The 22,063-nt window shown below is 47.6% G+C and carries 24 protein-coding genes and 2 tRNA genes; 10 read left to right on the forward strand and 16 right to left on the reverse strand.

Features of this window, described 5'->3' with window-relative positions:
* Positions 1-35: 35 nt before the first annotated feature.
* The 4 genes from THAL_RS07400 to THAL_RS07410 form a co-directional block, all read right to left on the reverse strand.
* The gene (locus tag THAL_RS07400; protein WP_012992491.1) at positions 36-1,370 is read right to left on the reverse strand and encodes a peptidylprolyl isomerase; all 1,335 of its coding nucleotides are present in this window, start codon (positions 1,368-1,370) and stop codon (positions 36-38) included.
* A gap of 122 nt (positions 1,371-1,492) precedes the next feature.
* A complete protein-coding gene (locus tag THAL_RS08520) occupies positions 1,493-1,615 on the reverse strand; it encodes a hypothetical protein (protein ID WP_012992492.1) in 123 nt (40 codons plus the stop codon).
* Between the two features lie 31 nt (positions 1,616-1,646).
* Positions 1,647-2,867, reverse strand: coding sequence for a hypothetical protein (locus THAL_RS07405; protein ID WP_012992493.1), 1,221 nt, complete (start codon positions 2,865-2,867; stop codon positions 1,647-1,649).
* Positions 2,864-3,298, reverse strand: coding sequence for a hemerythrin domain-containing protein (locus THAL_RS07410; protein ID WP_012992494.1), 435 nt, complete (start codon positions 3,296-3,298; stop codon positions 2,864-2,866). Before THAL_RS07410 ends, THAL_RS07405 begins: the two co-directional genes overlap by 4 nt.
* 171 nt (positions 3,299-3,469) lie before the next feature.
* On the opposite strand from THAL_RS07410, the gene THAL_RS07415 reads away from it, so the two are divergent.
* Positions 3,470-3,679, forward strand: coding sequence for a cold-shock protein (locus tag THAL_RS07415; protein ID WP_012992495.1), 210 nt, complete (start codon positions 3,470-3,472; stop codon positions 3,677-3,679).
* Between the two features lie 133 nt (positions 3,680-3,812).
* Entirely contained in the window at positions 3,813-4,961 is a 1,149-nt protein-coding gene (gene sucC / locus THAL_RS07420) for an ADP-forming succinate--CoA ligase subunit beta (protein WP_012992496.1), read from the forward strand.
* Here the strand turns inward: sucC and rfbD are convergent.
* From rfbD to THAL_RS07445, 5 genes are read right to left on the reverse strand one after another with little or no spacing between them, the layout of a single operon-like run.
* Positions 4,950-5,810 carry a dTDP-4-dehydrorhamnose reductase gene (rfbD, locus tag THAL_RS07425; RefSeq protein ID WP_012992497.1) on the reverse strand — a complete coding sequence of 287 codons (861 nt, stop codon included), beginning with the start codon at positions 5,808-5,810 and terminating at the stop codon, positions 4,950-4,952. The genes sucC and rfbD overlap by 12 nt on opposite strands.
* On the reverse strand, positions 5,807-6,763 hold the full coding sequence (rfbB, locus tag THAL_RS07430; RefSeq protein WP_012992498.1) for a dTDP-glucose 4,6-dehydratase: 957 nt from the start codon (positions 6,761-6,763) through the stop codon (positions 5,807-5,809). The genes rfbD and rfbB overlap by 4 nt, the downstream gene beginning before the upstream one ends.
* Position 6,764: 1 nt before the next feature.
* Positions 6,765-7,337: a dTDP-4-dehydrorhamnose 3,5-epimerase gene (gene rfbC / locus THAL_RS07435; protein ID WP_012992499.1), complete on the reverse strand. Its 573-nt coding sequence runs from the start codon at positions 7,335-7,337 to the stop codon at positions 6,765-6,767.
* A 9-nt stretch (positions 7,338-7,346) separates the two neighbouring features.
* Positions 7,347-8,258, reverse strand: coding sequence for a glucose-1-phosphate thymidylyltransferase RfbA (rfbA, locus tag THAL_RS07440; RefSeq protein ID WP_012992500.1), 912 nt, complete (start codon positions 8,256-8,258; stop codon positions 7,347-7,349).
* Positions 8,259-8,675, reverse strand: coding sequence for a c-type cytochrome biogenesis protein CcmI/CycH (locus tag THAL_RS07445; RefSeq protein ID WP_012992501.1), 417 nt, complete (start codon positions 8,673-8,675; stop codon positions 8,259-8,261).
* 31 nt (positions 8,676-8,706) lie between these two features.
* On the opposite strand from THAL_RS07445, the gene smpB reads away from it, so the two are divergent.
* From smpB to coaBC, 3 genes are read left to right on the forward strand one after another with little or no spacing between them, the layout of a single operon-like run.
* Entirely contained in the window at positions 8,707-9,180 is a 474-nt protein-coding gene (smpB, locus tag THAL_RS07450; RefSeq protein ID WP_012992502.1) for an SsrA-binding protein SmpB, read from the forward strand.
* The gene (locus THAL_RS07455; protein WP_012992503.1) at positions 9,177-10,061 is read left to right on the forward strand and encodes an aspartate carbamoyltransferase catalytic subunit; all 885 of its coding nucleotides are present in this window, start codon (positions 9,177-9,179) and stop codon (positions 10,059-10,061) included. Before smpB ends, THAL_RS07455 begins: the two co-directional genes overlap by 4 nt.
* The gene (coaBC, locus tag THAL_RS07460) at positions 10,054-11,217 is read left to right on the forward strand and encodes a bifunctional phosphopantothenoylcysteine decarboxylase/phosphopantothenate--cysteine ligase CoaBC (RefSeq protein ID WP_012992504.1); all 1,164 of its coding nucleotides are present in this window, start codon (positions 10,054-10,056) and stop codon (positions 11,215-11,217) included. Before THAL_RS07455 ends, coaBC begins: the two co-directional genes overlap by 8 nt.
* Here coaBC and serA read toward each other — a convergent pair.
* Positions 11,207-12,799 carry a phosphoglycerate dehydrogenase gene (gene serA / locus THAL_RS07465; protein WP_012992505.1) on the reverse strand — a complete coding sequence of 531 codons (1,593 nt, stop codon included), beginning with the start codon at positions 12,797-12,799 and terminating at the stop codon, positions 11,207-11,209. The two genes, coaBC and serA, sit on opposite strands and share 11 nt — an antisense overlap.
* 88 nt (positions 12,800-12,887) lie before the next feature.
* On the opposite strand from serA, the gene THAL_RS07470 reads away from it, so the two are divergent.
* Entirely contained in the window at positions 12,888-13,997 is a 1,110-nt protein-coding gene (locus THAL_RS07470; protein WP_012992506.1) for an inositol-3-phosphate synthase, read from the forward strand.
* A complete protein-coding gene (locus THAL_RS07475) occupies positions 13,981-15,009 on the forward strand; it encodes a 3-deoxy-D-manno-octulosonic acid transferase (RefSeq protein ID WP_012992507.1) in 1,029 nt (342 codons plus the stop codon). Before THAL_RS07470 ends, THAL_RS07475 begins: the two co-directional genes overlap by 17 nt.
* On the opposite strand, the gene THAL_RS07480 is transcribed toward THAL_RS07475, so the two are convergent.
* Positions 14,988-15,944 (reverse strand): flippase-like domain-containing protein, encoded by a 957-nt coding sequence (locus tag THAL_RS07480; protein WP_012992508.1) that lies wholly within the window; start codon positions 15,942-15,944, stop codon positions 14,988-14,990. The two genes, THAL_RS07475 and THAL_RS07480, sit on opposite strands and share 22 nt — an antisense overlap.
* 130 nt (positions 15,945-16,074) lie before the next feature.
* On the opposite strand from THAL_RS07480, the gene metE reads away from it, so the two are divergent.
* On the forward strand, positions 16,075-18,357 hold the full coding sequence (gene metE, locus THAL_RS07485; RefSeq protein ID WP_012992509.1) for a 5-methyltetrahydropteroyltriglutamate--homocysteine S-methyltransferase: 2,283 nt from the start codon (positions 16,075-16,077) through the stop codon (positions 18,355-18,357).
* On the opposite strand, the gene THAL_RS07490 is transcribed toward metE, so the two are convergent.
* From THAL_RS07490 to THAL_RS07510, 5 genes are all read right to left on the reverse strand, one after another.
* Positions 18,326-19,054 carry a ZIP family metal transporter gene (locus THAL_RS07490; protein WP_012992510.1) on the reverse strand — a complete coding sequence of 243 codons (729 nt, stop codon included), beginning with the start codon at positions 19,052-19,054 and terminating at the stop codon, positions 18,326-18,328. The genes metE and THAL_RS07490 overlap by 32 nt on opposite strands.
* The gene (gene pyrE, locus THAL_RS07495; RefSeq protein WP_012992511.1) at positions 19,055-19,600 is read right to left on the reverse strand and encodes an orotate phosphoribosyltransferase; all 546 of its coding nucleotides are present in this window, start codon (positions 19,598-19,600) and stop codon (positions 19,055-19,057) included.
* Positions 19,593-20,096, reverse strand: coding sequence for a 3-isopropylmalate dehydratase small subunit (gene leuD / locus THAL_RS07500; RefSeq protein WP_012992512.1), 504 nt, complete (start codon positions 20,094-20,096; stop codon positions 19,593-19,595). The genes pyrE and leuD overlap by 8 nt, the downstream gene beginning before the upstream one ends.
* Before the next feature lie 36 nt (positions 20,097-20,132).
* A tRNA-Arg gene (locus THAL_RS07505) sits at positions 20,133-20,206 on the reverse strand.
* Positions 20,207-20,279 (reverse strand) — tRNA-Pro (locus THAL_RS07510).
* A gap of 62 nt (positions 20,280-20,341) precedes the next feature.
* On the opposite strand from THAL_RS07510, the gene THAL_RS07515 reads away from it, so the two are divergent.
* Both THAL_RS07515 and cyoE read left to right on the forward strand, forming a co-directional pair.
* Positions 20,342-21,169, forward strand: coding sequence for a COX15/CtaA family protein (locus THAL_RS07515; RefSeq protein WP_012992513.1), 828 nt, complete (start codon positions 20,342-20,344; stop codon positions 21,167-21,169).
* Position 21,170: 1 nt separating this feature from the next.
* Positions 21,171-22,061 carry a heme o synthase gene (cyoE, locus tag THAL_RS07520; protein WP_012992514.1) on the forward strand — a complete coding sequence of 297 codons (891 nt, stop codon included), beginning with the start codon at positions 21,171-21,173 and terminating at the stop codon, positions 22,059-22,061.
* Positions 22,062-22,063 lie beyond the last annotated feature (2 nt).

The raw sequence follows: 22,063 nt of genomic DNA on the forward strand, positions 1-22,063 counted from the left end.
CCTCTCCTGAAGATTTTTGTATTAAAATTTTATCATCATTGCCCGGTGATGAGATCCCTGTTTATGGTTATCTTGGCCCTCTTTTTCAAACTTTCCAGATAGTAATTGAGAACAGAGTCTGTTTTAAGGGATAGTATATCCTTAATCAGGTCTTTCTGTTGTTTATCATCAAGACTTTTGGTGGTTTTGCTCTCAATCTTTAGCACAGCATAGCCTTGAGCTATAGCGTAAGGTCCAAAAACCGTCTCCTTAGAAACTAAAAGTTTGACCAGATCTTCCTGCGGTATCTTCATAAGGGAGGCCAACTGAGATATAGGTGTATCGGAAAAGGCCAAGTATCTGTAATCTATCTGCTTGCCCTCTTTCAGATCTTTGTAGGCACTTTGTGCTACATCTTGTAGTTTTTCTAACCTTTTTTGTTGCACCAGAAGCTGTTTTATTTTATCCTTTACGTTATTAAAATCCTCGTATCCCGAAGGCTCCCAACTGTAAAGCCAAAGCACTACAAATTTATCACCATCCTTAGTTACCGTATAAGGTTCCTTACTGCTCAGTCGCGTGATCTCGGCCCTCAGAACGGGAGAAAGTTCCGCCTCCTGTTGAGGCAGTATAACTTCCCTGTAACCGGTCGGTACCTTTGAGCTCTTCAGTTGGTTGTATATATTAAGAGCTTCGTCTCTTTGGGGAGTTTCCCATAGTCTCACAACTCTCTTCTCGGGCCTTTTAAACTCTTCTCTGTGTTGATGGTAGTAGTTAAGAAGTTCTGCATCAGTAGGTTCATAGGATATCTTCACGCTGTCAGGAGTAATAAGGTAAAGCTTACCTGTAAGAAGAGTGGTGTAAGGTAGAAGGTTCGCCTGTTTCTCTTTCTCCGTTATATACACACTGTTACTTATGAAACTTACCAACTTTTGTATACTGAGCATCTTTTTGAGATACTCTTCGTACTGAGCAGGTTCTAAATTGTTCCGTTCCAATACTTCCCTGTACTTGGACGCACTGAACACCCCACCTTCCTGAAAGGTAGGGTCTGACTTTATGGTATCTATCACCTCTTCATCGGAAGCCACAAAACCCATCTCAAGAGCCTTCTGATAGAGAAGCTCCCTCACTATCAAACTATCGAGAACCTGCTCCTTTATCATGCCTTCCATTTCCTCGTTTTTCAGAAACTGGGAGTATGGCAAGAGCTCCATTCGATAGTCTCTGAGGCTTATGCAGGTACCGTTCACCACCGCCACACATGCTCTCTTCCCCCTCAAGATATCCTGCACACTTCCTGCCAAAAAAAGCCACAAGAAAAAGGCGAAGGAAACCACACTAACGGTAACCACCAAAAACTTCCTGTGTCTCTGTATGAAGGAGAACATAGAGAACTATTTTAAAGGGAAAGATCCTTCACCACTCTTTTGAGCTTGAGGAGTTTGTGAAACAGCTCAGAAGACAAGTCTTTCGTTCTGTGGATGAGGATAACTGTCCTTGTTAGGGGCTATCATCTCCCTTTGTGTTCAAAAGGTGCCTTGTCCCTTATAGCCCTCTCCAGCTTGGAGATATACAGAGCATGCGCACTCATGATAAGATCTATCGCTTCTACTATCGACTTTAGTCCTTGCATAGTTTAGATGGTAAGTTGAAAATTTTCTCCGTCAAGACTTCTGCTGGCCTTTTTTCTTGATGTAGAGGAGTACCCCCGAGGATAGGTTGAGGAGCAAAAATCCAAAGGATATAGCGTAGGCAAGAGGACAAAAAACCCACAGAGCCTTTACCCCTGTGAAGAAGGAGGCTAAGAACAGGTATATGGATATGAGGTGAAGGTAGAGGTGCGCCCACACCCTCTTTGGACTTACCACCTCGTGCATGGTGGGAGCGTTGGGAACTCCTCTGTTTGAGAGATGTATCCACACCAGGAAGGGGATTATCCTGTACATCATAGCCATGATGACGCTCTGGGCAAAGCTTCCGAAGGTGAAGAGAAAGAGGTAAAAAAGGGTACCTTCTCCTCCCGCAAAGGGATAGAGTAGTGAGGAAAGTGTCAAAAATAGCATGCTCACGTACCACAGGCTTATCAAAGGGTCTGGAATTCTCCTTCTCCTACCCCTCAGTCGTGAGAAGGTTATAAAAGCGAAGGAGAGAAAGAGGATAGATACGGGCAGTTTGAGTATCCAGACATCTCTCAAAGAAGCTATAAGCAGGGAAAGAAGGACAGCAGGAGGAAAGAGTTGAGCGTAGATCTTTGGATAGGGTGGCGTAACGAAGAACATCTCTATGACCCGAAAGGCAACGGATGCTACCAGGATACCGACCCAGCCAAAGAGCATCACCGTTAAGTGAGCTCTGAGAAGCCAAAAGTAGTCAAAGATACTGTAGCCTATCAGGTTGAAGATCTCAAGACTTCCTAAGAGGATTCCCAGAAGGAGGGAGAAGAGAGCGTACCTAATACCCCCGGATGTAGGTGTGTGGGCCTTTATCCTCAACAACTTGAAGAGCATAAAAGATGCCGTTGGTACAAGGGCCAACAGCAGCAGAGCTGTGCCTGTAATCAGTATACTCTTTTCTCTCAGAAGGAATCCTCCCACAAAGGCGAGGACACCACATACTAGCGTAAGATGGGTGTAGGTAGCTACAAAAAGACTTCTCTCTATCACTACCCCGGCCACAACGGGAAGCATCTGAAAGAGGGCACCCACCATGGTCATCGTCATGAAGCCGAGGGTGTAGATATGAACAAAAGCTGGTAAAAGGAAGCTGTCAACAACCACCTCGTACAGGCCTAGAAGGGTACCTAAGAAACCGAAGAGGGCAGCGGTCAAGAAGAATCGTGAGACTATACTAAAAGGTGGCAGATAGAGAAGCTGAAGTCCAGTCATACTTCTCCAAGTTCAGCCATTTTTCTTACCAACTCATCACCATCAAGGTTCTGGTCACTCATAGGGTAGAGTATCTGCTCTTCTTTCATATTGTGTTGTTGGATAAGAATCATGAGAGATTCTCCTGCGGAAAGGAACCCCTCTTTGTCCTTCTTGTCAAGAGCCTCTTCGAGCTTCTGAAGGAGTTCCCTTGCCTGAGCATGCTCGTGTCTCATAACCTGTGTGGGTCCCATCACTATACCAGTTGATTCTTCAAACTCCGGAAAGAGAACCTCTTCCTCCTTCCTGAAGTGAAGGATGGTACAGTCCCTGAACTTGGTAAGGAGTTCTCTTGCACGTTCCCATTCTCCCGAGAGAACGGCCCTCTCTGCCTCCGCATAGTAGCTGTCGCATCTTCTGTGTTCTTCCGTTAGGTACTGAGTTATGAGCATGGCCTTCACCTCCAGTAAGTAAGTATTAATTTACATTATAGTGGTAGTTTACGCAACCACTTGACAGATAGAAAGGGAGGGTTATATTTATCGGTAGAGTTGTATCACAGAGGGGAGGGCGCCTAACCTTCTGTGGCAACTCAGGGAAAAACTTAGGAGGTTTGTAGCACCATGGTAGTAAGAGGCACCGTTAAGTGGTTCAGCAAGGAAAAGGGTTATGGCTTCATAACCCGCGATGACAATCAAGGTGACGTTTTTGTACATTTCAGTGCTATTCAGCAAAGGGGTTTTAAGACTCTGGAACAGGGTCAGAAGGTGGAGTTTGAGATAGAGGAGGACTCTAAGGGACCCAGAGCCAAGAACGTAAGGGTCATAGGCTGATAACTTTCCCCCCGTCAGGGGGGGGGATTTTAAAAAACTCATCCGGCTCTTCCGCTACCCTTGTCGTATCTGATACAGAAACTTAGTCGGTCATTTTGTTATAATTTTCATCAGTATTTTTTGGAGGGCTAATATGAAGCTTCACGAACACCAGGCTAAAGAGATTTTCGGTAGATATGGCCTTCCCGTTCCCAAAGGTGGTGTTGCTTTTAGCGTAGAAGAAGCCCAAAGAGTAGCTGAAGAGCTGGGTTCCTTCCCCCTAGTGGTAAAGGCTCAGGTCCACTGCGGTGGTAGAGGTAAGGCTGGTGGTGTAAAGCTGGTGCACAGTATGGAGGAGCTAACGCAGGCTGTTGAGAGTATGCTAGGAAAGGTTCTCAAAACCTTCCAATGTCCGGAGGGTAAACCTGTAAGCAGAGTGTGGATAGAAAAGGCCACCCCCATAAAGAAAGAGTACTACTTTTCCATAACTCTTGACAGATCAGCGGCCAAACCTGTAATAATGGCCTCTGCAGAAGGTGGTATGGAGATAGAGGAGGTGGCAAAGGAGAAACCTGACGCTATCCTGATGCTACACGTAGATCCAGCCTTAGGTCTCATGCCATCTCAGGCAAGGAAGATAGCCTTCCGGCTAGGTCTTCCAGTAGACAGGTTTGTTCCCTTGGCCCTCAACCTTTACAAGCTTTACATGGATTTAGATGCCTCTCTTGTAGAGGTAAACCCCCTTGTTCTGACAGAGGAAGGAGACCTCGTGATTTTGGATGCTAAGGTAGATGTGGATGACAACGCTCTCATGAGGCACAGGGACATACAAGAGATGGAGGACCTAACCCAGCTGGATCCTTTAGAGGTGGAGGCTAAGAAGTACGGTCTTAACTACATAAAGCTGGATGGTAACATAGGATGTATGGTGAACGGTGCAGGGCTGGCTATGACCACCATGGACATCATAAAACTGGCAGGTGGAAATCCGGCCAACTTCTTAGACGTAGGGGGTGGTGCCAGTGTGGAACAGATAGCGAACGCCTTCCGCATCCTTATGGCAGATCCCAACGTAAAGGCTGTGTTCATCAACATCTTTGGTGGTATACTGAGGTGCGATAGGTTAGCCAGTGGTCTCATAGAGGCTGCTAAGATGGTGGACATTAGTGTACCGGTAGTGGTGAGAATGGAGGGCACCAACGTGGAGGAAGGCAAGAGAATGTTGGCGGAATCCGGTCTGAGGTTTGTGACGGCAGAAGACATGTGGGATGGTGCCAGAAAGGCTGTGGAACTAGCTTCCTAACAGTTCGGGAAGTAAGAGGGGGAGGAACATCTCCAGTTCCTCCTCCCAATGAGGTATGTCTATCTGTAGTTCTTTAGAGATCCTGGCATTACTCATAGCAGAGAAAGATGGCCTCTTGGCTGGTAGAGAGAAAACACTCATGGGGACAGGTAGGACGGTTTTTTCTATCTTAAGTAGTCGGAGTACCTTTTTAGCGTATTCGTAACGGGAGGCATATCCGCTGTTGGTAAGGTGATATAAGCCCCGGAGGTCTTTTTTAAGAGCCTTGAGGGTAACATCCACTATGGTCTTGGTGGAGGTTGGCACCGATACCTCGTCAGCCGATATCTTCAAGATATCCTGTGTTTTTACCCAGTTGAGGAGCTTGTAGAGAAAGTTCTGTTTACCCTCACCGTAAACCCAACTTACCCGAAATATCAGGAAATCACCTTCAAGCTCTTGGAGCAAAAGCTCACCGGTGTATTTACTTTTTCCGTAGAGGGAGAGGGGAGAGGGTTTATCGTCTTCTACGTAAGGAGCTCCCTTGGTGCCGTCAAAAACGTAATCGGTAGAGTAGTGGATGAGTTTCACACCTTTCGCCACACATAGCTCTCCCAGCACCTTTACCGCAAAGGCATTGACAGCAAAAGCGGTTGCGTAATCTTCTTCTGCTTTGTCCACATAGTTGTAAGCTGTACAGTTTATAACTACGTGAGGTTTAACCTCATCAAGCCACCTCTTTACAGAACTCATACTGGTAACGTCACACTCCTCCCTCCCCAGTGCCACCAACTGGTAACCTTCTGAAGATAGTTTTTTTACAAAAGCTCTTCCCAGTTGACCCCTCTTACCTAAGAGGAGTACTCTCATGTTACCTTTTCCAGAGCCCAGTCTATGTGATCTAAGTACCACTCTACCGTACGTCTTATGCCTTCTTCCAACTTGGTTTTAGCCTTCCAGCCGAGCTTCTCCCATGTTCCGGAAACATCGAGGGAGTATCTGTAATCATGCCCCGGTCTGTCCTGCACAAAGCTGATAAGATCCTCAGGTTTTCCAAGGATACTGAGTATCAACTTGGCCACTTCTATGTTTCTTCTTTCCTCTCCACTACCTACGTTGTAGATTTCTCCAGGTTCACCCTTCTTGATGATCTCAAGGACAGCCTCCGCACAGTCACTTACGTAAAGCCATTCCCTCACGTTGAGTCCACGCCCATAGATGGGTATAGGCTCGTTCTTGATGGCTTTCACTATCACCACAGGTATGAGCTTTTCCGGATACTGCCACGGTCCGTAGTTGTTGGAAGGTCTCACTGTTATAACAGGAAGCCCGTAGGTTCTAAAGTAAGCCCTACCTAGCATATCGGCACTGGCTTTAGAAACAGAGTAAGGCGAGTTGGGTTTGAGGCATGAATCTTCCTTAAAAGAACCTTCATCACCCAGCTCACCGTAAACTTCGTCGGTGGATATGTTGATAAAACTTTTAACGCCGTATTTCTTTGCTGTATCCAGAAGGTTCAGCGTACCCAAAACGTTGGTGGTGAAAAAGGGAGAGGGATCCGAGATACTTCTGTCTACATGGCTTTCTGCTGCCCAGTGAACCACCACGTCCGGCTTTTCTTTACTGAATATGTACTCCAAAAACTCCCTGTTGTTGATATCACACCTGTAGAAGGTAATCTTCTCCAAAACCTCCTCCAGTCTCCTTATATCGCCTGCGTAAGTGAGCTTATCTACCACTACGCACTGGTAACCTTCTTTCACCGCTTGACGGGTAAATTCGCTGCCTATGAAACCCGCACCTCCTGTTATCAGCAGTTTCATCCTAAACCCCGTAACGGAAGTTTATCTTAGCATCTTTCAGGAAGGGAAGAGAGCTGTCTTTGGGTGAGATTGTAAGATTCTCCACCAAATGGAGAGGCCAAGCTATACCGATGTCAGGATCGTTCCAGCGTATACCCGCATCAGCCTCCGGTCTGTACTCGGCACCTGAAACTTTGTACAGTACATCTGCCTCCTCCGACAGGGTGAGAAAGCCGTGAGCAAACCCTTTCGGAATCCACAGCATAAGGTGGTTCTCCTCGGAGAGTTCTACGCCTACCCATCTTCCGTAGGTAGGGCTGCCTGACCTCAGATCTACGGCCACATCAAAGATTCTACCCTTTACGCATCTAACCAGTTTGCCCTGAGCGTAAGGCTCCAGTTGGAAGTGAAGACCCCTCAACACCCCTTTCTTGGACCTTGAATGGTTGTCTTGAACAAAATCAACATCTATGCCGGCCTTTTCAAAATCTGAGCGCTTGAAGATTTCCATAAAGAAGCCCCTTTCGTCGGTGAACACAACAGGTCTTATTAGCACCACGTCAGGTATCTCTAACCTTATGAACTCAAAGGGCATCTGCGTACCTCAGCAGTGAAAGTAAAGTCTCTCAGCTATATTTGTTTCCTCTTCCGCCACCTTCAGGAGATACTCTCCGTAACCTGTCTTCTGGTAAAGGCAAGCAAGTTTTTTCAGTTCCTCCCTGTTTATCCAACCGTTTCGGTAAGCTATCTCTTCCACCGCTCCCAACATGTAGCCTGTCTTCTCTTCTATGGTCTGCACAAAGTTTCCTGCCTCCAGAAAGCTGCTGTGGGTTCCCGCATCAAACCACGCAAAACCCCTTCCCAGCAGGCTTACTCTCAAAGACCCTTCCTTTAGGTACTCCTCTAAAAGGGAGGTGATCTCGTACTCACCTCTGGCTGAAGGTTTTACCCTTGCCCCCTTTTCAAAGAGAGTTATGTCAAAGAAGTATATACCTATAACAGCAAAGTTAGACTTAGGTTTTTGTGGTTTTTCTTCTATGGAAAGAACCCTCCCTTCTTGATCAAACTCCACCACGCCGAAACGTGTAGGATCTTGAACATGATAGCCAAAAACGTACGCACCTCCTTCTCTCTCCACGCTATCTTTTACCTTTCTGAAAAGTTCTCCTAGGTTATGTCCGTAGAGGATGTTGTCTCCCAAAACTACCATAGCTGGATTTTCACCCACCAGATCCCTTGTACTCATTATGGCATGAGTAAGACCCAAGGGTGCCTCCTGAAGGGAGTACTCTATCCTCATGCCAAGGTGGCTGCCGTCCTTCAAGAGCTTTCGGTAAAAGGGTTCGTCGGAAGGGTTTATCACTATAACTACCTCCCTTATACCTGCCAGCATAACGAGGGAGAGAGAGTAATAAATCATAGGCTTGTTGTAGATGGGAAGGAGGTGCTTGTTGACCACCTGTGTGACAGGGTACAGTCGTGTACCCGATCCCCCCGCCAGCACTATACCTTTCATCTACTCCACCACCCTATCTATTATAACTCTGTTGTTGGACGTGCCTACCTTCACTTGGGTAAAGCCTAAGAGGTCTCCCTTCTGAACATCTGCTACCGGCTTTGTACTGATGCGAGCTGTGAGTATCAAAAGACCCTCCATGGGTTTATCGTGGGAAAGTTTGTGCTTACCGGTTATGTTAAAGTGGAAGGGAAAGGATGGGTTCTTTGTTCTAAGGACGGCCACAGGCATAGCGCTGTCGGGTTCTCGCAAAGACAGAAAGAGGTATATATCACCCTTAGGTATTCTCTTTTCTAAAGTAGGAGATACCACAACAACACCCTTCACGTACTGCTGTCGGTACTTATCTAAATCTACCCCTTTTGGAACCTCCTGACACGCCACCAGCATTACGAGGAGAAACAGCAAAGGAAACATTCCTTCACCATTATAATTTAAAAAGGAAATTATGAAAAGGTCAGAGGAGTTCACGGTAGCCTATAACAGAGAGGCCAGAGCAGAGTACGAAGTTATAGAAACTTACGAGGCCGGGATAGTTCTGGAAGGTCCGGAGGTGAAGGCTCTCAGAAACAAACAAACTGTGTCCTTCAAAGACAGTTTCGTGAGGATAGAAAATGGTGAGGCCTGGTTGTATAACCTTTACATCGCCCCTTACAGATACGCCACCATCAAACCACCCGATCCTCTCAGAAAGAGAAAACTGCTACTGCATAAGAGGGAGATACTACGTCTTATGGGTAAGGTGCAGGAGAAGGGTTATACCATAATACCCCTCAGGGTTTACTTTAAGAACAACAAGGTAAAGGTGGAGATAGCTCTTGTGAGAGGGAAAAAACAGCACGATAGGAGGGAGGAACTTAGAGAGAGAGATCTTAGAAGACAACTGGAGAGGGAGATAAAGTACGGAAAGCTCAAGCTATGAGGAGTCTTATATCGGTCCTGGACCTCAACAGAGAGGATGTACTGAATCTCTACCAGCTTTTTCTGGACTTTAAGAGGGGTAGAAGGGAAAAACTGGATGGGTCAGTCATGCTGCTTTTCTTGGAAAGTTCCACCCGTACACGCCTCTCCTTTGAAAAGGCATGCCGACAGTTGGGCTTGGAAACTTACTATGCCGGCAAAGGAGAAACCTCTATAGATAAGGGAGAAACTCTATTAGACACTTTCCGAACGCTGAAATATCTGGGATTTGACGCGGTGGTGTTTCGGATCCCCTTCGTCCTATTCCCATACCAGGAGTACATAAGGGAAGGTATCGTGCTTGTTAACGCGGGAGATGGTACACATCAACATCCAACACAGGGACTAGTGGATCTCTTCACCGCTATGGAGGTTTTTGGATCTTTGGAAGGTGTTAAGGTGCTCTTTGTGGGAGACATTCTCCACAGCAGAGTGTTTAGGTCCACGGCTCCCCTGTTTCGTATGATGGGAGCTCAGATAGGAATATGTGGTCCTGCTACTCTCCTTCCCTATGATCCTTCATCCTTAGGTGTGAGCATGGTATTTCACCAAGTGGAAGAAGGTTTAAGGTGGGCGGATCTTGTGGAATACCTTCGACTTCAGAAGGAACGTTTTAAGGAGAACTATATATCTTCCGAGAGAAGTTACTTTGCCCAGTTTGGTATGACAAAGGAGAGGTACGAGGGATTCAAAGGTTACGTGATGCATCCGGGACCTGTTAACTTGTACGTGGACATGGATCCTGAGGTGGTGTACGGGGAAAGATCCTTAGTGGCTGAGCAGGTAAGGAACGGCGTGTTTGTACGTATGGCGGTGATGTACTATCTTATGAAAGATGGCTAAGATCCTTTTGGGTATCTCCTCATCTATAGCCGTATACAAAATGTGTGATCTGATAAGGGAGCTGCGTAAGAGGGGACATCAGATAAGAGTCATCATGACTCCCTTTTCCGAGAGGTTTATAGGGAGGCTCACCTTTGAGGCTCTCACTGGGTACAAGGTTTACGTGGACTGGGAGGAAGACCCTTTTTTACACATAAACTTACCAAGATGGAGTGATCTGTTCCTTATAGCACCCTGTAGTGTTAACACCCTCTCTAAGATAGCTAACGGCATATGCGATAATCTTCTGGTCACTTCTGTGCTGGCTCATAAAGGACCCCTCTTGGTGGCTCCCGCAGCCAACGTGGAGATGTACAAAAATCCTGCTGTGCAAGAGAATATCAGAAAACTGAAAGAGAGGGGGATCATAGTTATAGAACCTGAGACAGGTCCTCTGGCCTGTGAGGAGGAAGGACAGGGCCGTCTGGCAAATCAAGAGCGTCTCTTAGACTGGATAGAGTGGGCCATAAGGCCTTACAAGCCTCTGAGAGGGAAAAAAGCTTTGGTGACGGTAGGTGCCACAAGGGAGTTTATAGACAGCGTCAGATACATATCTAACCTATCAAGCGGTAAGATGGGTATGGCTATAGCAAGGGTACTGCGCTGGTACGGTGCGGATGTAACACTGGTTACGGCTTTTACTACCGAGAATCCACCTCCTGAGGTGGAGGTGCTGAGAGTGGTTTCGGCAGAGGATATGAGGAGGGAAGTTCTGAGGCTGCTCCCTCAGACTCACCTACTGGTTATGAACGCTGCCGTCTCGGACTTTACACCCCTTGAAAAACACTCCGGAAAGATAAAGAAGAAGGATCAGATGATCCTGAAACTGACAAAAACACCCGACATACTGGAGGAGGTGGCAAGATCCAAAGGTAACACTTTTGTGGTAGGTTTTGCCTTGGAGGAGGAGGAGGTACTTCTTCAAGAGGGAAAGAGGAAGTTGCTGCAGAAAAGGTTGGATATGTTGGTGGCAAACCCTATAGATGTTATGGGTTCGGAGCAACACAGAGGTTATATCCTGTATCCGGAGGGTAAGGAGGAGGTTTTCTCCTTCCCCAACAAGTTGGAGTCGGCCGAGTTCATAGTGAAAAAGATCGTTGAGAAAATCACAGGATAACTTGTCTCACGAAGAATATCTCGGGAACAGCTTTGAGCTCTGCCAGTACTTCTTCCGGAACAGGATCATCTAAGTTGAGGATTCCCAAAGCGATCCCACCTTTCTTCTCTCTTCCTAATCGGAAACCGGCTATGTTGACGTTGGCCCTTCCCAGTATGGATCCTACTTTGCCTATAACCCCGGGAACGTCCTTATTCTCAAAGATGAGAAGTATACCTTCCGGCTCTACATCCACCATGTAGGAGTCTATGCGTACCAGTCTGAGGAGGCTCTCCTCCAGCACTGTTCCGGCCACTACCTTCTCTGTGTTCCCTGATTTGGCTACCACTTTGATGTAGTGTTTAAAGTCCACCGACTCTTCCGATGTGAGTTCCTCTACCTTTATACCTCTGTCCCTCGCTACATAAGAGGCGTTTATGATGTTGATGGGAAAGTCTACCACCTCCCTAAGGATGCCCATGAGAACGGCAGAGGCTATAGGGTGAAAGTGGGGTGCTATATCTCCCCTCACTTCTATGTGAACCTCCTGTATGCCTTCACCGGCCCACTGGACGAGAAACTTACCCATCTTCTCGGCCAGATCCAGGTGGGGTTTTATGAGGGTGAGGACGGAAAGATCCGGGAAAGGTGCGTTCACCACATACTCTACCGTCTGGCCTCTCAGTGCCTTTATCACCTGCTGAGCCACTATGACGGCCACATTTTCCTGAGACTCATAGGTGTTGGCTCCTATGTGGGGTGATAGAGACACGTTGGGAAAGGCAGAGAGCTTCTTTATAAACTCGTGGGATGGAGGTTCCACCGAAAAGACATCGAGACCTACACCACTCAGCTTTCCTGTTTCTAAAGCCCAAAGAAGATCTTCTTCCTTCACTATACCACCCCTTGCACAGTTGATGAGAACGGCACCGTCTTTCATCATCTCCAGCTCTCTCTTGGTTATCATGTTTCTCGTCTCGTGAGTGAGGGGTGCGTGGATGGTGAGGATGTCCACATGAGGCAGCATATCATGCAGTTTGTCCACCAGTTTCACACCTAATCTGTCCGCTTTTTCACGGGGTATGTAGGGGTCATAGGCCATAACCTTCATACCGAAAGCCTTGGCCCTTATGGCTACCTGAGACCCTATGTTACCCAGACCTATAATACCGAGAGTCTTACCGTAAAGCTCTCTTCCCATAAACTTGTTTCTGTCCCACCTTCCTTCGGTGAGTGTCTTGTGAGCTTGGTGGGCGTTACGGAGTACGTTCAGCATGTGGCATAAGGTAAGCTCGGTAGCACCTATAGTGTTGGCTCCAGGTGTGTTTACCACCAGTATGCCTCTACGAGAGGCTTCCTCTATGTCCACGTTGTCTACACCTACACCCGCTCTTCCCACCACCTTCAGATTCTCTGCCCTTGACAGAAGCTCTGCTGTAACGGGTGTCCTGCTTCTGGTGATGATACAGTGGTAGTTTTCCACTATTTGAAGAAGTCTGTCGTAGGTGATGTCAGGCTCGTAATCCACTTCAAGGTCAGGTTCTCTCTGCAAAAGCTCCAGTCCCTTAGGGTGTATGGGATCGGTCACGAGAACTTTAAACATCTTATCCTCCGTATGCTTTACCTATTATAACAGAAGCCTTCCTAAGTATACGTGTTATAATGTTTTTGTCTTCATCACGGAGGTATCGATGGCGGACAGAAAGATCCGTGTGGCCATAGTAGGTGTGGGAAACTGCGCCAGCGCCTTAGTGCAAGGCATTTACTACTACCAAAAGAGGCAGAACCTTGATACCAGTGGACTTATGTTTGAGGACGTGGGAGGATACAAACCGTGGGACATAGAGATAGTGGCTGCGTGGGACATAGACGCCCGAAAGGTGGGTAAGGATGTATCTGAGGCCATATTCTCCCCACCTAACTGTACCACTGTCTTTGAACCAGAAGTTCCTCACATGGGTGTGAAGGTGCGTATGGGAAAAGTGTTGGACGGATATGCTCCCCACATGGCCAATTACCCTCCCGAGAGGAGCTTTGTTCTCGCGCAGGAGAAAGAGGATGAACTGGAAGACGTGGTGAGTGTTTTGAAAGAAACAAGAGCGGACGTGCTTGTTAACTACGTACCAGTGGGTTCGGAACAGGCAGCGCGTTTTTATGCGGAGGCTTGTCTTAGGGCAGGTGTGTCCTTCATAAATGGTATGCCTACCTTCATAGTATCAGATCCAGAATGGGCCAAACGTTTTGAGGCGGAGGGAATACCTGCTGTAGGAGATGACATAAAGTCTCAGGTGGGTGCCACCATACTGCACCGTACTCTGGTGCAGCTGTTCGTAGAAAGGGGAGTAAAGATAGATAGAACCTATCAGCTGAACTTTGGAGGTAACACGGACTTTCTTAACATGTTGGAAAGATCAAGACTTCAGACCAAGAAAACTTCTAAGACGGAGGCTGTCTCTTCTCTTATTCCTTACACCTTGGATTGGGAAAACATCCACATAGGACCTTCTGACTGGGTACCGTGGTTGAAAGATAGGAAAATAGCTTACATAAGGTTAGAGGGTAGGCTCTTCGGAGATGTACCCATGTACGTAGAGGTAAAACTGGATGTGGAGGACTCTCCCAACAGTGCTGGTTCCATGATAGATGCCATAAGATGCTGTAAGCTGGCCAGAGACCGAGGTATAGGTGGTCCCCTGTACTCTATAAGTGCCTACACCATGAAGCACCCACCCGTTCAGTACCCTGACTGGCAGGCCAGGAAGATGGTGGAGGAGTTCATAAGGGGTGAGCGGGAGCGTTGAGGAGAGCACCCTTTGGTTCCACTGTGCCAGTGTAGGGGAGTTTAACACCGCCAAACCTATCCTGAAGGAGTTGGTGAGAAGGTACAAAGTGGTTCTCACCTACTTCTCTCCGAGAGCTAAGTCTTACTTAGAGTCTCAGAAGGATTATTACCATCAACTTAGGAGGCTCCCCGTAGATCTACCTTGGACCGTAAGGAGACTGGAGGAAAGCATAAAACCTAAGGCTATAGTGGTAGTGGAAAGGGAGTTCTGGCCTTGTTTTTTGACTTTCACGCGCAGCAAAAAGATCCTCATCAACGCCTACGCAAAGGGTGGTTTTTGGGAGCGTTTGATGGCAAAGAAGTTCCACCTTGTTCTGTGTAGAACAGATCAAGACACGGAGATTTACACCTCTTACGGAGTAAGAGCGTTGACGTGTGGCAATCTTAAGCTGGTTATGGAAAAAGAGGATAGAGAGGTTCTTCTTCAGTTGCCGGAAGGGAGGATATGGGTGGCAGGTAGTTTACATCCCGAGGAGTTTTCTATAATAGCATCGGCTTTCCGTATCCTTAGGGAAGAGATGAAAGATCTTAGACTCATAGCTGTGCCGAGACATGTCTCTCAGGCAGAGAAACTTCTTACCTTTTTCAGAGGGTTCAGGGTGGTTCTGAGAACTCAGCACAGCTCTAAAGACTGGGATGTGATGGTGGTGGATACTCTGGGGGAGTTGAGGGGTTTGTACAGATACGGGCATGTGGCTTTTGTGGGTGGCACTTTCTGTAAAAAAGGTGGGCACAACCTTTTGGAACCAGTATACGCGGGGGTTCCCGTTGTGTTTGGACCTTACACCCAAAAAGTGAAGGACCTGGAGGACTTCCTCGTAACGGAGGGAGCAGGATTTAAGGTAAGGAGCCTTCATGAACTTATACATACCCTGAGAGCTCTACTTACGGGCAGTATGACCTTCCGTATACCCAACATGTCCTCCTTGGCAGAGGAGATAAGGTCCTGTTACCTTTCCCAACTTATGTAGTCTTTGAGGAGAAGTAGGGAAAGGAGTAAACCTCCTAAGAGGGCGCTCATGTACTGGGTTATGAACCTCCACAGTATGACGAAGGCTCCTACCGCTGCAGGTTCTAGAAAAGGTTCAAAAACAGAGAGGCCACCTAACTCTCCCACACCGCTACCACCGGGGGTAGGACTGGCAAATATGGCGTAAACCAAAGATATCTGCGCTATCAACATTTTCTCAGTGGGAAGTGTTGAACCAAAAGCTTTCAATAAAAAGGCACCTGACAGAAGAAAAGACACATACAGAAGTACGCTACTGATAGATGCACCCAAAAGGTGCAGTTTCCCCCTCCTTAGAAAAAAGCGTAGGTAAACTATGTATCTGCCAAATCCATAACGCAGACGCTTTCTGAAACCACCCTCCGAAGCCCTGTTGCTACCCCAACGCACCACACGGTACAGAATCAACATGAGGACAGCTGCTACAAAAAGTATAAGCCCCAGTTGTTTGGCCTTCTGAATGTCGCGATAAAGATCGTAGAGGAAGAAGGGAAAGGCCAGCAGGAAAAAGGAGAGGCCTGTTGCCGTCTTTACAGTAACTATACTGAGAACCTTGTGAAGCCTTCCGCCTTTTCTGGAGAGGGTGTAAAGGGACATAAACTCACCCCCCAAGTGAGCGGGTGTTATGGTGGCACCAAAGGTGTTGATGAGGGAGACCACGTAACCGTACAGAAAGCTGTAGCGTAGTTTTACAGCACGGGCCAGAACAAAAAGCCTCAGGTTGTCAAAGGTATGATAAAACGCCATACAGATAATAGAAAGAAGAAGATACCTTTTATCTAAAGAAAACAGAATGGTTAGTGCTTCACGTGTGAAAGTTTTCTTAACGATGTAGAAGAGGGAACCCAATATAAGAAGAAGGGTTAGCACAAGACCATAAAGGATGCCTCTGGACATGGTAATATATATTAGCTAAAATGATAGTTTCTGGTGTCCAAATACCGCCTGCTGGGGCATGGACACCCTGAGGAGGGCGGTATACAAATACCCCAGCCCCGAACGGTGAGTTCGGGACCAGAGGTAGGAAATGAGGACGTTGGCCTACGGCTTTCCCAAGTTAGGTGACAGGAGGGAGTTTAAAAGTCTTCTTGAAAACTTCTGGAAAGGAAAGATAACGGAGGAAGATCTGACAGAGGGTATGAACAGGCTCAGAGACTGGATGGTGGACAACTACAGACAGTATGTGGACCTTTTCCCCTCCAATGAGCTCTCTTACTACGATTTTGTGTTGGATACAGCGGTTATGGTGGGTGCTATTCCCAGCAGGTTCGGGAAGTACCAAGGTCTCAGCACTTACTTTGAGATGGCCAGAGGAAAGAGAGCCCTTGAAATGACCAAATACTTTAACACCAACTACCATTATCTGGTTCCCGAGCTGGAGACACCCAACTTCCATCTTCTGAAAAACTTCCCACTGGAAGACTACAACTACTTTTCCCAGAAAGGAATAGATACACTGCCCCGTTTGTTGGCACCTTACACCTTCCTCGTACTCTCCAAAGCTCCCAAACGCACCGACAGTTCTCCCTTCGCAGTGCTACAGTTGGCTCCCATAGATTCGGTAGATGTTCTCCAACAGTACGCTTCTGCTCTCATACCCCTTTACAGGGAGGTTCTGAAGAGTCTTGCCTCGGCAGGTGCAAAGGTGGTACTTATGGAAGATCCTGCTCTCACTAAGGAGATGACGGACGAAGAGTGGCGGTTGGTTACGGAGATATACCACCAGCTGGCTGGCATTCTGGACATTTACGTACTTACCTATTACGACAGTGTGTCCAACTACGAAAGATTTGTACAGCTTCCCGTAAAAGGTCTAGGTCTTGATCTGGTATCCAACGTGGAGAATCTGGAGAACATAAAGAAGCTAGGTTTTCCCCAGGACAAAGTTCTCATCGCAGGCATCCTCAACGGTAGACAAGTATGGAGAGCCAACATAGAGCAGAAAGCGCGTCTTGTGGAAGATCTTTCCAAAGAGTGCAGAGAGTTGGTTATATCCAACTCATGTCCTCTTTTCCACCTTCCTATCAGCGTGGAGCCCGAAGATCAGCTTCCAGAGGGTCTTAAGGAGCGACTGGCCTTCGCAAGAGAAAAGCTGCAGGAGTTAAAACTAATCAAAGGGTTGATAGAGGGCGACAGACAGGCCTTAGAAGAAGCGTCCCGCATATCCAAGATCTTGGCTACAGACATAGGTAGAAGGGATCACGTGAGAGAAAGGGTCAGATCTCTCAAGGAGGAGGATTTCAGAAGGAGCGTTCCCTATCGTGAGAGAATCAAACTGCAGCAGGATATTCTGAACCTTCCCCTTTTACCCACCACCACCATAGGATCCTTCCCTCAGACAGAAGAAGTGAGAAAGATGAGAACAGCTTACAGAAACGGTAGGATAACCCAAGAAGAGTACAAGGCTTTTATAAAGAAGCAGATTGAGCATGTTATAAAGGTTCAAGAGGAGATAGGGCTTGACGTTCTTGTGCACGGAGAGTTTGAAAGGACCGATATGGTGGAGTTTTTTGCCGAAAAACTGGAAGGTATAGCCACCACAAAACACGGTTGGGTGCTCTCTTACGGTTCCAGAGTGTACAGACCCCCCATCATCTACGGTGATGTAGAAAGAACACATCCCATGACGTTGGAAGAGATAAGCTACGCCCAGTCTCTTACCTCTAAACCCGTCAAAGGTATGCTTACAGGTCCCGTAACCATCCTCAACTGGAGCTATTACAGAGAAGATGTGCCTAAGCATGAGATAGCCTACCAGATAGCTCTGGCTCTACTGGATGAAGTGAGAGATCTGGAAAAAGCAGGTATAAAGGTCATCCAGATAGACGAACCTGCCTTCAGAGAAGGTGCACCCATAAAGAGGAGAGACTGGGAGAAGTACTTTGACTGGGCCATCAAAGCCTTTCGTCTCTGTTCTAACGCGCAACCTCAAACCCAGATACACACCCACATGTGTTACTCAGAGTTTAACGAAGTGATAGAGTACATCTACCAGATGGACTTTGATGTCATCTCCATAGAAGCCTCAAGGAGCAAAGGTGAAATAATAGCCGCCTTTGAGAACTTCAAAGGATGGGACAGACAGATAGGGATAGGTGTTTACGACATCCACTCACCCGCCATACCGGAGAAAGAGGAGATAAAACGCATTCTTGAGAGGGCCATGAAGGTCATACCTGTGGAGCTTCTGTGGGTGAACCCCGACTGTGGCCTCAAAACCAGGAACTGGGAAGAGGTTATACCTTCGCTACGCAACATGGTGGATGCTGCTCGTGAACTTAGAACTGAAAAGAATCCAGCCACAACATAACGAGAGAACCTAATAGAAAACCCAAGGTAGCTATCGTATCTCTTCCCGAGGCGTACGCCTCGGGGAATACTTCTTTTACAGTAACGTAAAGCATGGCTCCACCACCGAAGGCAAGACCCCAGGGTAACACTCCATGCCAACTTTCCATAACGTACAGACCCAAAAGGAAAAACAAAGATTCCGCGAGGCCACTCACAACACCCACCAGCATGGGAGACAGGATTCCTCCTGTAAGAACCACAAGAGGCATCGTCACCACCATGCCTTCCGGTATGTCCTGCAAAGCAATGGCGATGGCCATAACCGTGCCATCCTTAAGGGAGTAGGAGGTACTTACACCTACGCTGAAGCCTTCAGGAAGATTGTGAATCAGTACTCCCAAAACCATAAGATAGATCTTTTTTGTGCGAACCCCGATACCTTCCTGCCCTTTTACCACATGTTGGTGTGGTACAGTTCTCTCTATCATCATCATCACCAAGAAGCCACTGCATATGCCTAAAGTTACGTGGAGAAAAGTTCCTACATGGAGAGCCGGGAGTATAAGACTGGTGAAGCTGGCCACCAGCATTACGCCGCCGGCAAAAGCAAGACTAAAGGTCATATCGGTGAATCTACCTAAGGGTACGGCCAAGAGACTGCCGAGAGTGGTACCTCCCGTAAGAAGAGCAAGTATAAACAATATCTCTCTGTCCATTCAGGATATGAGTTCGGAAAGGGTAAAGAGAGAGTAAAGTTCCAGACCTTCCTCCTTTATCCTCTCTCTTCCTCCCTCCTCCCTGTCCACTACGGCAAACACGCCTATAACGTCTAATCCCTCACGTCTACATGCCTCCACAGCCCGGAGGGAAGAGCTGGCTGTTGTCACCACGTCCTCGACAACAGCTACTCTGTCTCCCTCTTTGAGAAGTCCTTCCACCTGCTTTCCCGTGCCGTGAGCCTTAGGTTCCTTCCTCACCACAAAGGGCCTTATGGGTCTTCCATCCATGTAAGATACAAAGGCTACAGCGTAGGCTATTGGATCCGCTCCTAAAGTAAGTCCCCCCACACCATCTGGGCCGAAGGGGAGAAGAAGTTGGTACATTAACTTACCCACCATGTAAGCACCTTCCGGATCCAAAGTTATCTGCTTTAGGTCCACGTAATACCTACTGAGCTTCCCTGAGGATAACTTGAAAACAGGTTCGTCCGCTATCTTAAGGGAGCGCTCCTTTATGAGAGCCTTGAGTTTCTCCCTAAGCATCCTTCAACAGCCTTTGTCTGGCATACTCCATCAGGCCTCCCGCCTTCAGTATGGCCTGAATCTCTTCGGGGAACCTCTTCACCGAGTACTCCTTCCCAGTGGTGAGGTTCTTTATCACACCTTTATCGAGATCCACCTCCAGCTCATCACCGTGTGAGATCTCATCCACAGCTTGTGGTACTTCCACTATCGGCAGTCCGATGTTTATAGCGTTTCTGAAGAATATCCTGGCGAAAGATTTGGCTATAACCACCGGCACGCCAGCGTACTTTATGGCTATGGGAGCGTGCTCTCTGGAGGATCCCGATCCAAAGTTTTTGCCTGCCACTATGATATCCCCCGGCTGGTGCTCTTTGGCAAACTCTGGGTGCTCTGAGTCTTCCATCACGTGCTGGGCAAGTTCGTAAGGATCTGTGGTGTTAAGATAACGGGCCGGTATTATCTGGTCTGTGTCTACGTTATCTCCAAATTTCCAAACTTTACCTCTTATAACCATAGAGATAGGATAAGGGTTTAGTATTTTTGTGTCAAGCGGGCCCGGAGGGACTCGAACCCCCGACCTAGGGATTAGAAATCCCTTGCTCTATCCAGCTGAGCTACGGGCCCTCGGGGTGACAGGACTTGAACCTGCGCCCTCTGGCTCCCAAAGCCAGCGCTCTCCCACCTGAGCTACACCCCGTACAGCTTATAAATTATACCACACCTATGAAAAAATCATATCAAGGTTTATAATATAGCCTCATGAGAAGAGCTCTCCTACTGCTTGCCATTCTGTTTACTTACGTGGTTATGATATGGGGAGGGATGGTGAGAAGCACCGACTCGGGTTTGGCATGCCCCAGCTGGCCACTGTGTTACGGTGATTTTAGCTTACCTAAGGATCTGTCCGCACGCATGGAGATGGGACACAGGACGGTGAGTGGCCTAGCTGGTCTCTTCGTTTTTTTGAGTACTGTGGCTGTCTGGCGTAACATAGGAGGACCTGCGAAACTTACAACAGGTATAGCTCTCCTCTTCACCCTGTCGGCAGCCCTCACCGGTATGAAGATGATAAAATCCGAAGCTCCTCATCTCAAGTACGTAGAACATATGCTTTTAGAGTCTTTCCATATTTACGAATCTATGATAATACTGGGAGCTCTTGTCGTCACTTACAGGCTTCTCTACAAAAAGGAGGGAGAGAGCTACATACCTATATGGGTGTACGTACCGGCCCTTGTAACCATTATGACAGGTGTTCTTGTGAGATATACAGGTTCCGGCGAAGCGTGTGGGCACGAGTGGCCTACCTGTGCGGGGTACCTTGTACCTCCCATGGATGATTGGAAGGTGGCGTTGCAGTTTACTCATAGAAACCTCGCTTACATCACGTGGTTGATGTTTCTGGCCTATCTCCTTCGCTTCAGGGATAAGCTGGCTCTCTTTGCCTTCCTTCTCATAAACGTCCAGTTTGTCTTTGCTGTATCTATGGTACTTTCGGGCTTCTTTCTTCCTTTGGTTTTTCTTGATACCGCCAGCGGATTTTTTCTCTTCGCCTTTTTAACTTATCATGTGCGTGTGAGGTTGTAAGATGGTGGTGAAGAGCTTCGGTAAAGTGGCCGAATACAGTCATGTGGTGAGAGACTGTTTGGTGCTCACCAAGCCCGGCATAGTTCTCCTGGTTCTCATAACGACCCTCACGGGAATGTACATAGCTAAGAGAGGTTTTCCGGAGCCCTCTCTGGTTTTATGGACCCTTGTGGGGACAGGACTTGCTTCTGCAGGATCTGCCTCCCTTAACCAGTTTCTGGACAGAGATATAGATGCTCGCATGAGCCGTACCAGTCATAGACCGCTACCTTCCGGTAGCCTTCCACCGCTGGTGGCCCTCATCATGGGTGTTCTACTTTTGATAGCATCCCTCACCGTCATGGTACTGGCCGTAAACCTATTGGCAGCCTTCTTGACGGGGTTGGCTTCCTTATTCTACGTAGTGGTTTACACTCTTCTCTTTAAGAGGCGTAGCCCGTGGGCCGTGGAGATAGGAGGTGTTTCAGGTGCTATGCCTCCCGTTATAGGATACGCGGCCGTCAAGGGAACTCTTACCCCGGAAGCTGCCATACTCTTTGCCATAATGTTCTTCTGGCAACCTCCCCACTCGTGGGTCTTGGCTATAAAGTATCTGGAAGATTACAGAAAGGCTGGTATTCCTGTGTTGCCCGTCGTCAAGGGTGTGGAGTACACCAAGATACGGACCCTTCTTTATACGTCCGCTCTACTGCCCCTTAGTCTACTTCCCTACTTTTATGGAATGGCTGGTAAAGTTTACCTTTTGGGTGCCTTTGTCCTCAGTGCCCTGTACATAATCCTCACCCTGAGGTTCGTTTTCTCTCGCAGAGAGAACGGCATGTTTCTCTTCACTTACTCCATATTCTACATAGCACTTCTCTTCTCTCTTATGGTGTTCAACATGGAGAGGTGATC

This window comes from Thermocrinis albus DSM 14484 (assembly GCF_000025605.1).
Lineage (GTDB): Bacteria > Aquificota > Aquificia > Aquificales > Aquificaceae > Thermocrinis > Thermocrinis albus.

What these genes read in the sequence shown, in the direction of transcription:
- THAL_RS07400 (WP_012992491.1), bottom strand. Translation starts at nt 1,370, where the DNA reads ATGTTCTCCTTCATACAGAGACACAGGAAGTTTTTGGTGGTTACCGTT.
- THAL_RS08520 (WP_012992492.1), bottom strand. Translation starts at nt 1,615, where the DNA reads ATGCAAGGACTAAAGTCGATAGTAGAAGCGATAGATCTTATCATGAGT.
- THAL_RS07405 (WP_012992493.1), bottom strand. Translation starts at nt 2,867, where the DNA reads ATGACTGGACTTCAGCTTCTCTATCTGCCACCTTTTAGTATAGTCTCA.
- THAL_RS07410 (WP_012992494.1), bottom strand. Translation starts at nt 3,298, where the DNA reads ATGCTCATAACTCAGTACCTAACGGAAGAACACAGAAGATGCGACAGC.
- THAL_RS07415 (WP_012992495.1), top strand. Translation starts at nt 3,470, where the DNA reads ATGGTAGTAAGAGGCACCGTTAAGTGGTTCAGCAAGGAAAAGGGTTAT.
- sucC (WP_012992496.1), top strand. Translation starts at nt 3,813, where the DNA reads ATGAAGCTTCACGAACACCAGGCTAAAGAGATTTTCGGTAGATATGGC.
- rfbD (WP_012992497.1), bottom strand. Translation starts at nt 5,810, where the DNA reads ATGAGAGTACTCCTCTTAGGTAAGAGGGGTCAACTGGGAAGAGCTTTT.
- rfbB (WP_012992498.1), bottom strand. Translation starts at nt 6,763, where the DNA reads ATGAAACTGCTGATAACAGGAGGTGCGGGTTTCATAGGCAGCGAATTT.
- rfbC (WP_012992499.1), bottom strand. Translation starts at nt 7,337, where the DNA reads ATGCCCTTTGAGTTCATAAGGTTAGAGATACCTGACGTGGTGCTAATA.
- rfbA (WP_012992500.1), bottom strand. Translation starts at nt 8,258, where the DNA reads ATGAAAGGTATAGTGCTGGCGGGGGGATCGGGTACACGACTGTACCCT.
- THAL_RS07445 (WP_012992501.1), bottom strand. Translation starts at nt 8,675, where the DNA reads ATGTTTCCTTTGCTGTTTCTCCTCGTAATGCTGGTGGCGTGTCAGGAG.
- smpB (WP_012992502.1), top strand. Translation starts at nt 8,707, where the DNA reads ATGAAAAGGTCAGAGGAGTTCACGGTAGCCTATAACAGAGAGGCCAGA.
- THAL_RS07455 (WP_012992503.1), top strand. Translation starts at nt 9,177, where the DNA reads ATGAGGAGTCTTATATCGGTCCTGGACCTCAACAGAGAGGATGTACTG.
- coaBC (WP_012992504.1), top strand. Translation starts at nt 10,054, where the DNA reads ATGGCTAAGATCCTTTTGGGTATCTCCTCATCTATAGCCGTATACAAA.
- serA (WP_012992505.1), bottom strand. Translation starts at nt 12,799, where the DNA reads ATGTTTAAAGTTCTCGTGACCGATCCCATACACCCTAAGGGACTGGAG.
- THAL_RS07470 (WP_012992506.1), top strand. Translation starts at nt 12,888, where the DNA reads ATGGCGGACAGAAAGATCCGTGTGGCCATAGTAGGTGTGGGAAACTGC.
- THAL_RS07480 (WP_012992508.1), bottom strand. Translation starts at nt 15,944, where the DNA reads ATGTCCAGAGGCATCCTTTATGGTCTTGTGCTAACCCTTCTTCTTATA.
- metE (WP_012992509.1), top strand. Translation starts at nt 16,075, where the DNA reads ATGAGGACGTTGGCCTACGGCTTTCCCAAGTTAGGTGACAGGAGGGAG.
- THAL_RS07490 (WP_012992510.1), bottom strand. Translation starts at nt 19,054, where the DNA reads ATGGACAGAGAGATATTGTTTATACTTGCTCTTCTTACGGGAGGTACC.
- pyrE (WP_012992511.1), bottom strand. Translation starts at nt 19,600, where the DNA reads ATGCTTAGGGAGAAACTCAAGGCTCTCATAAAGGAGCGCTCCCTTAAG.
- leuD (WP_012992512.1), bottom strand. Translation starts at nt 20,096, where the DNA reads ATGGTTATAAGAGGTAAAGTTTGGAAATTTGGAGATAACGTAGACACA.
- THAL_RS07515 (WP_012992513.1), top strand. Translation starts at nt 20,342, where the DNA reads ATGAGAAGAGCTCTCCTACTGCTTGCCATTCTGTTTACTTACGTGGTT.
- cyoE (WP_012992514.1), top strand. Translation starts at nt 21,171, where the DNA reads ATGGTGGTGAAGAGCTTCGGTAAAGTGGCCGAATACAGTCATGTGGTG.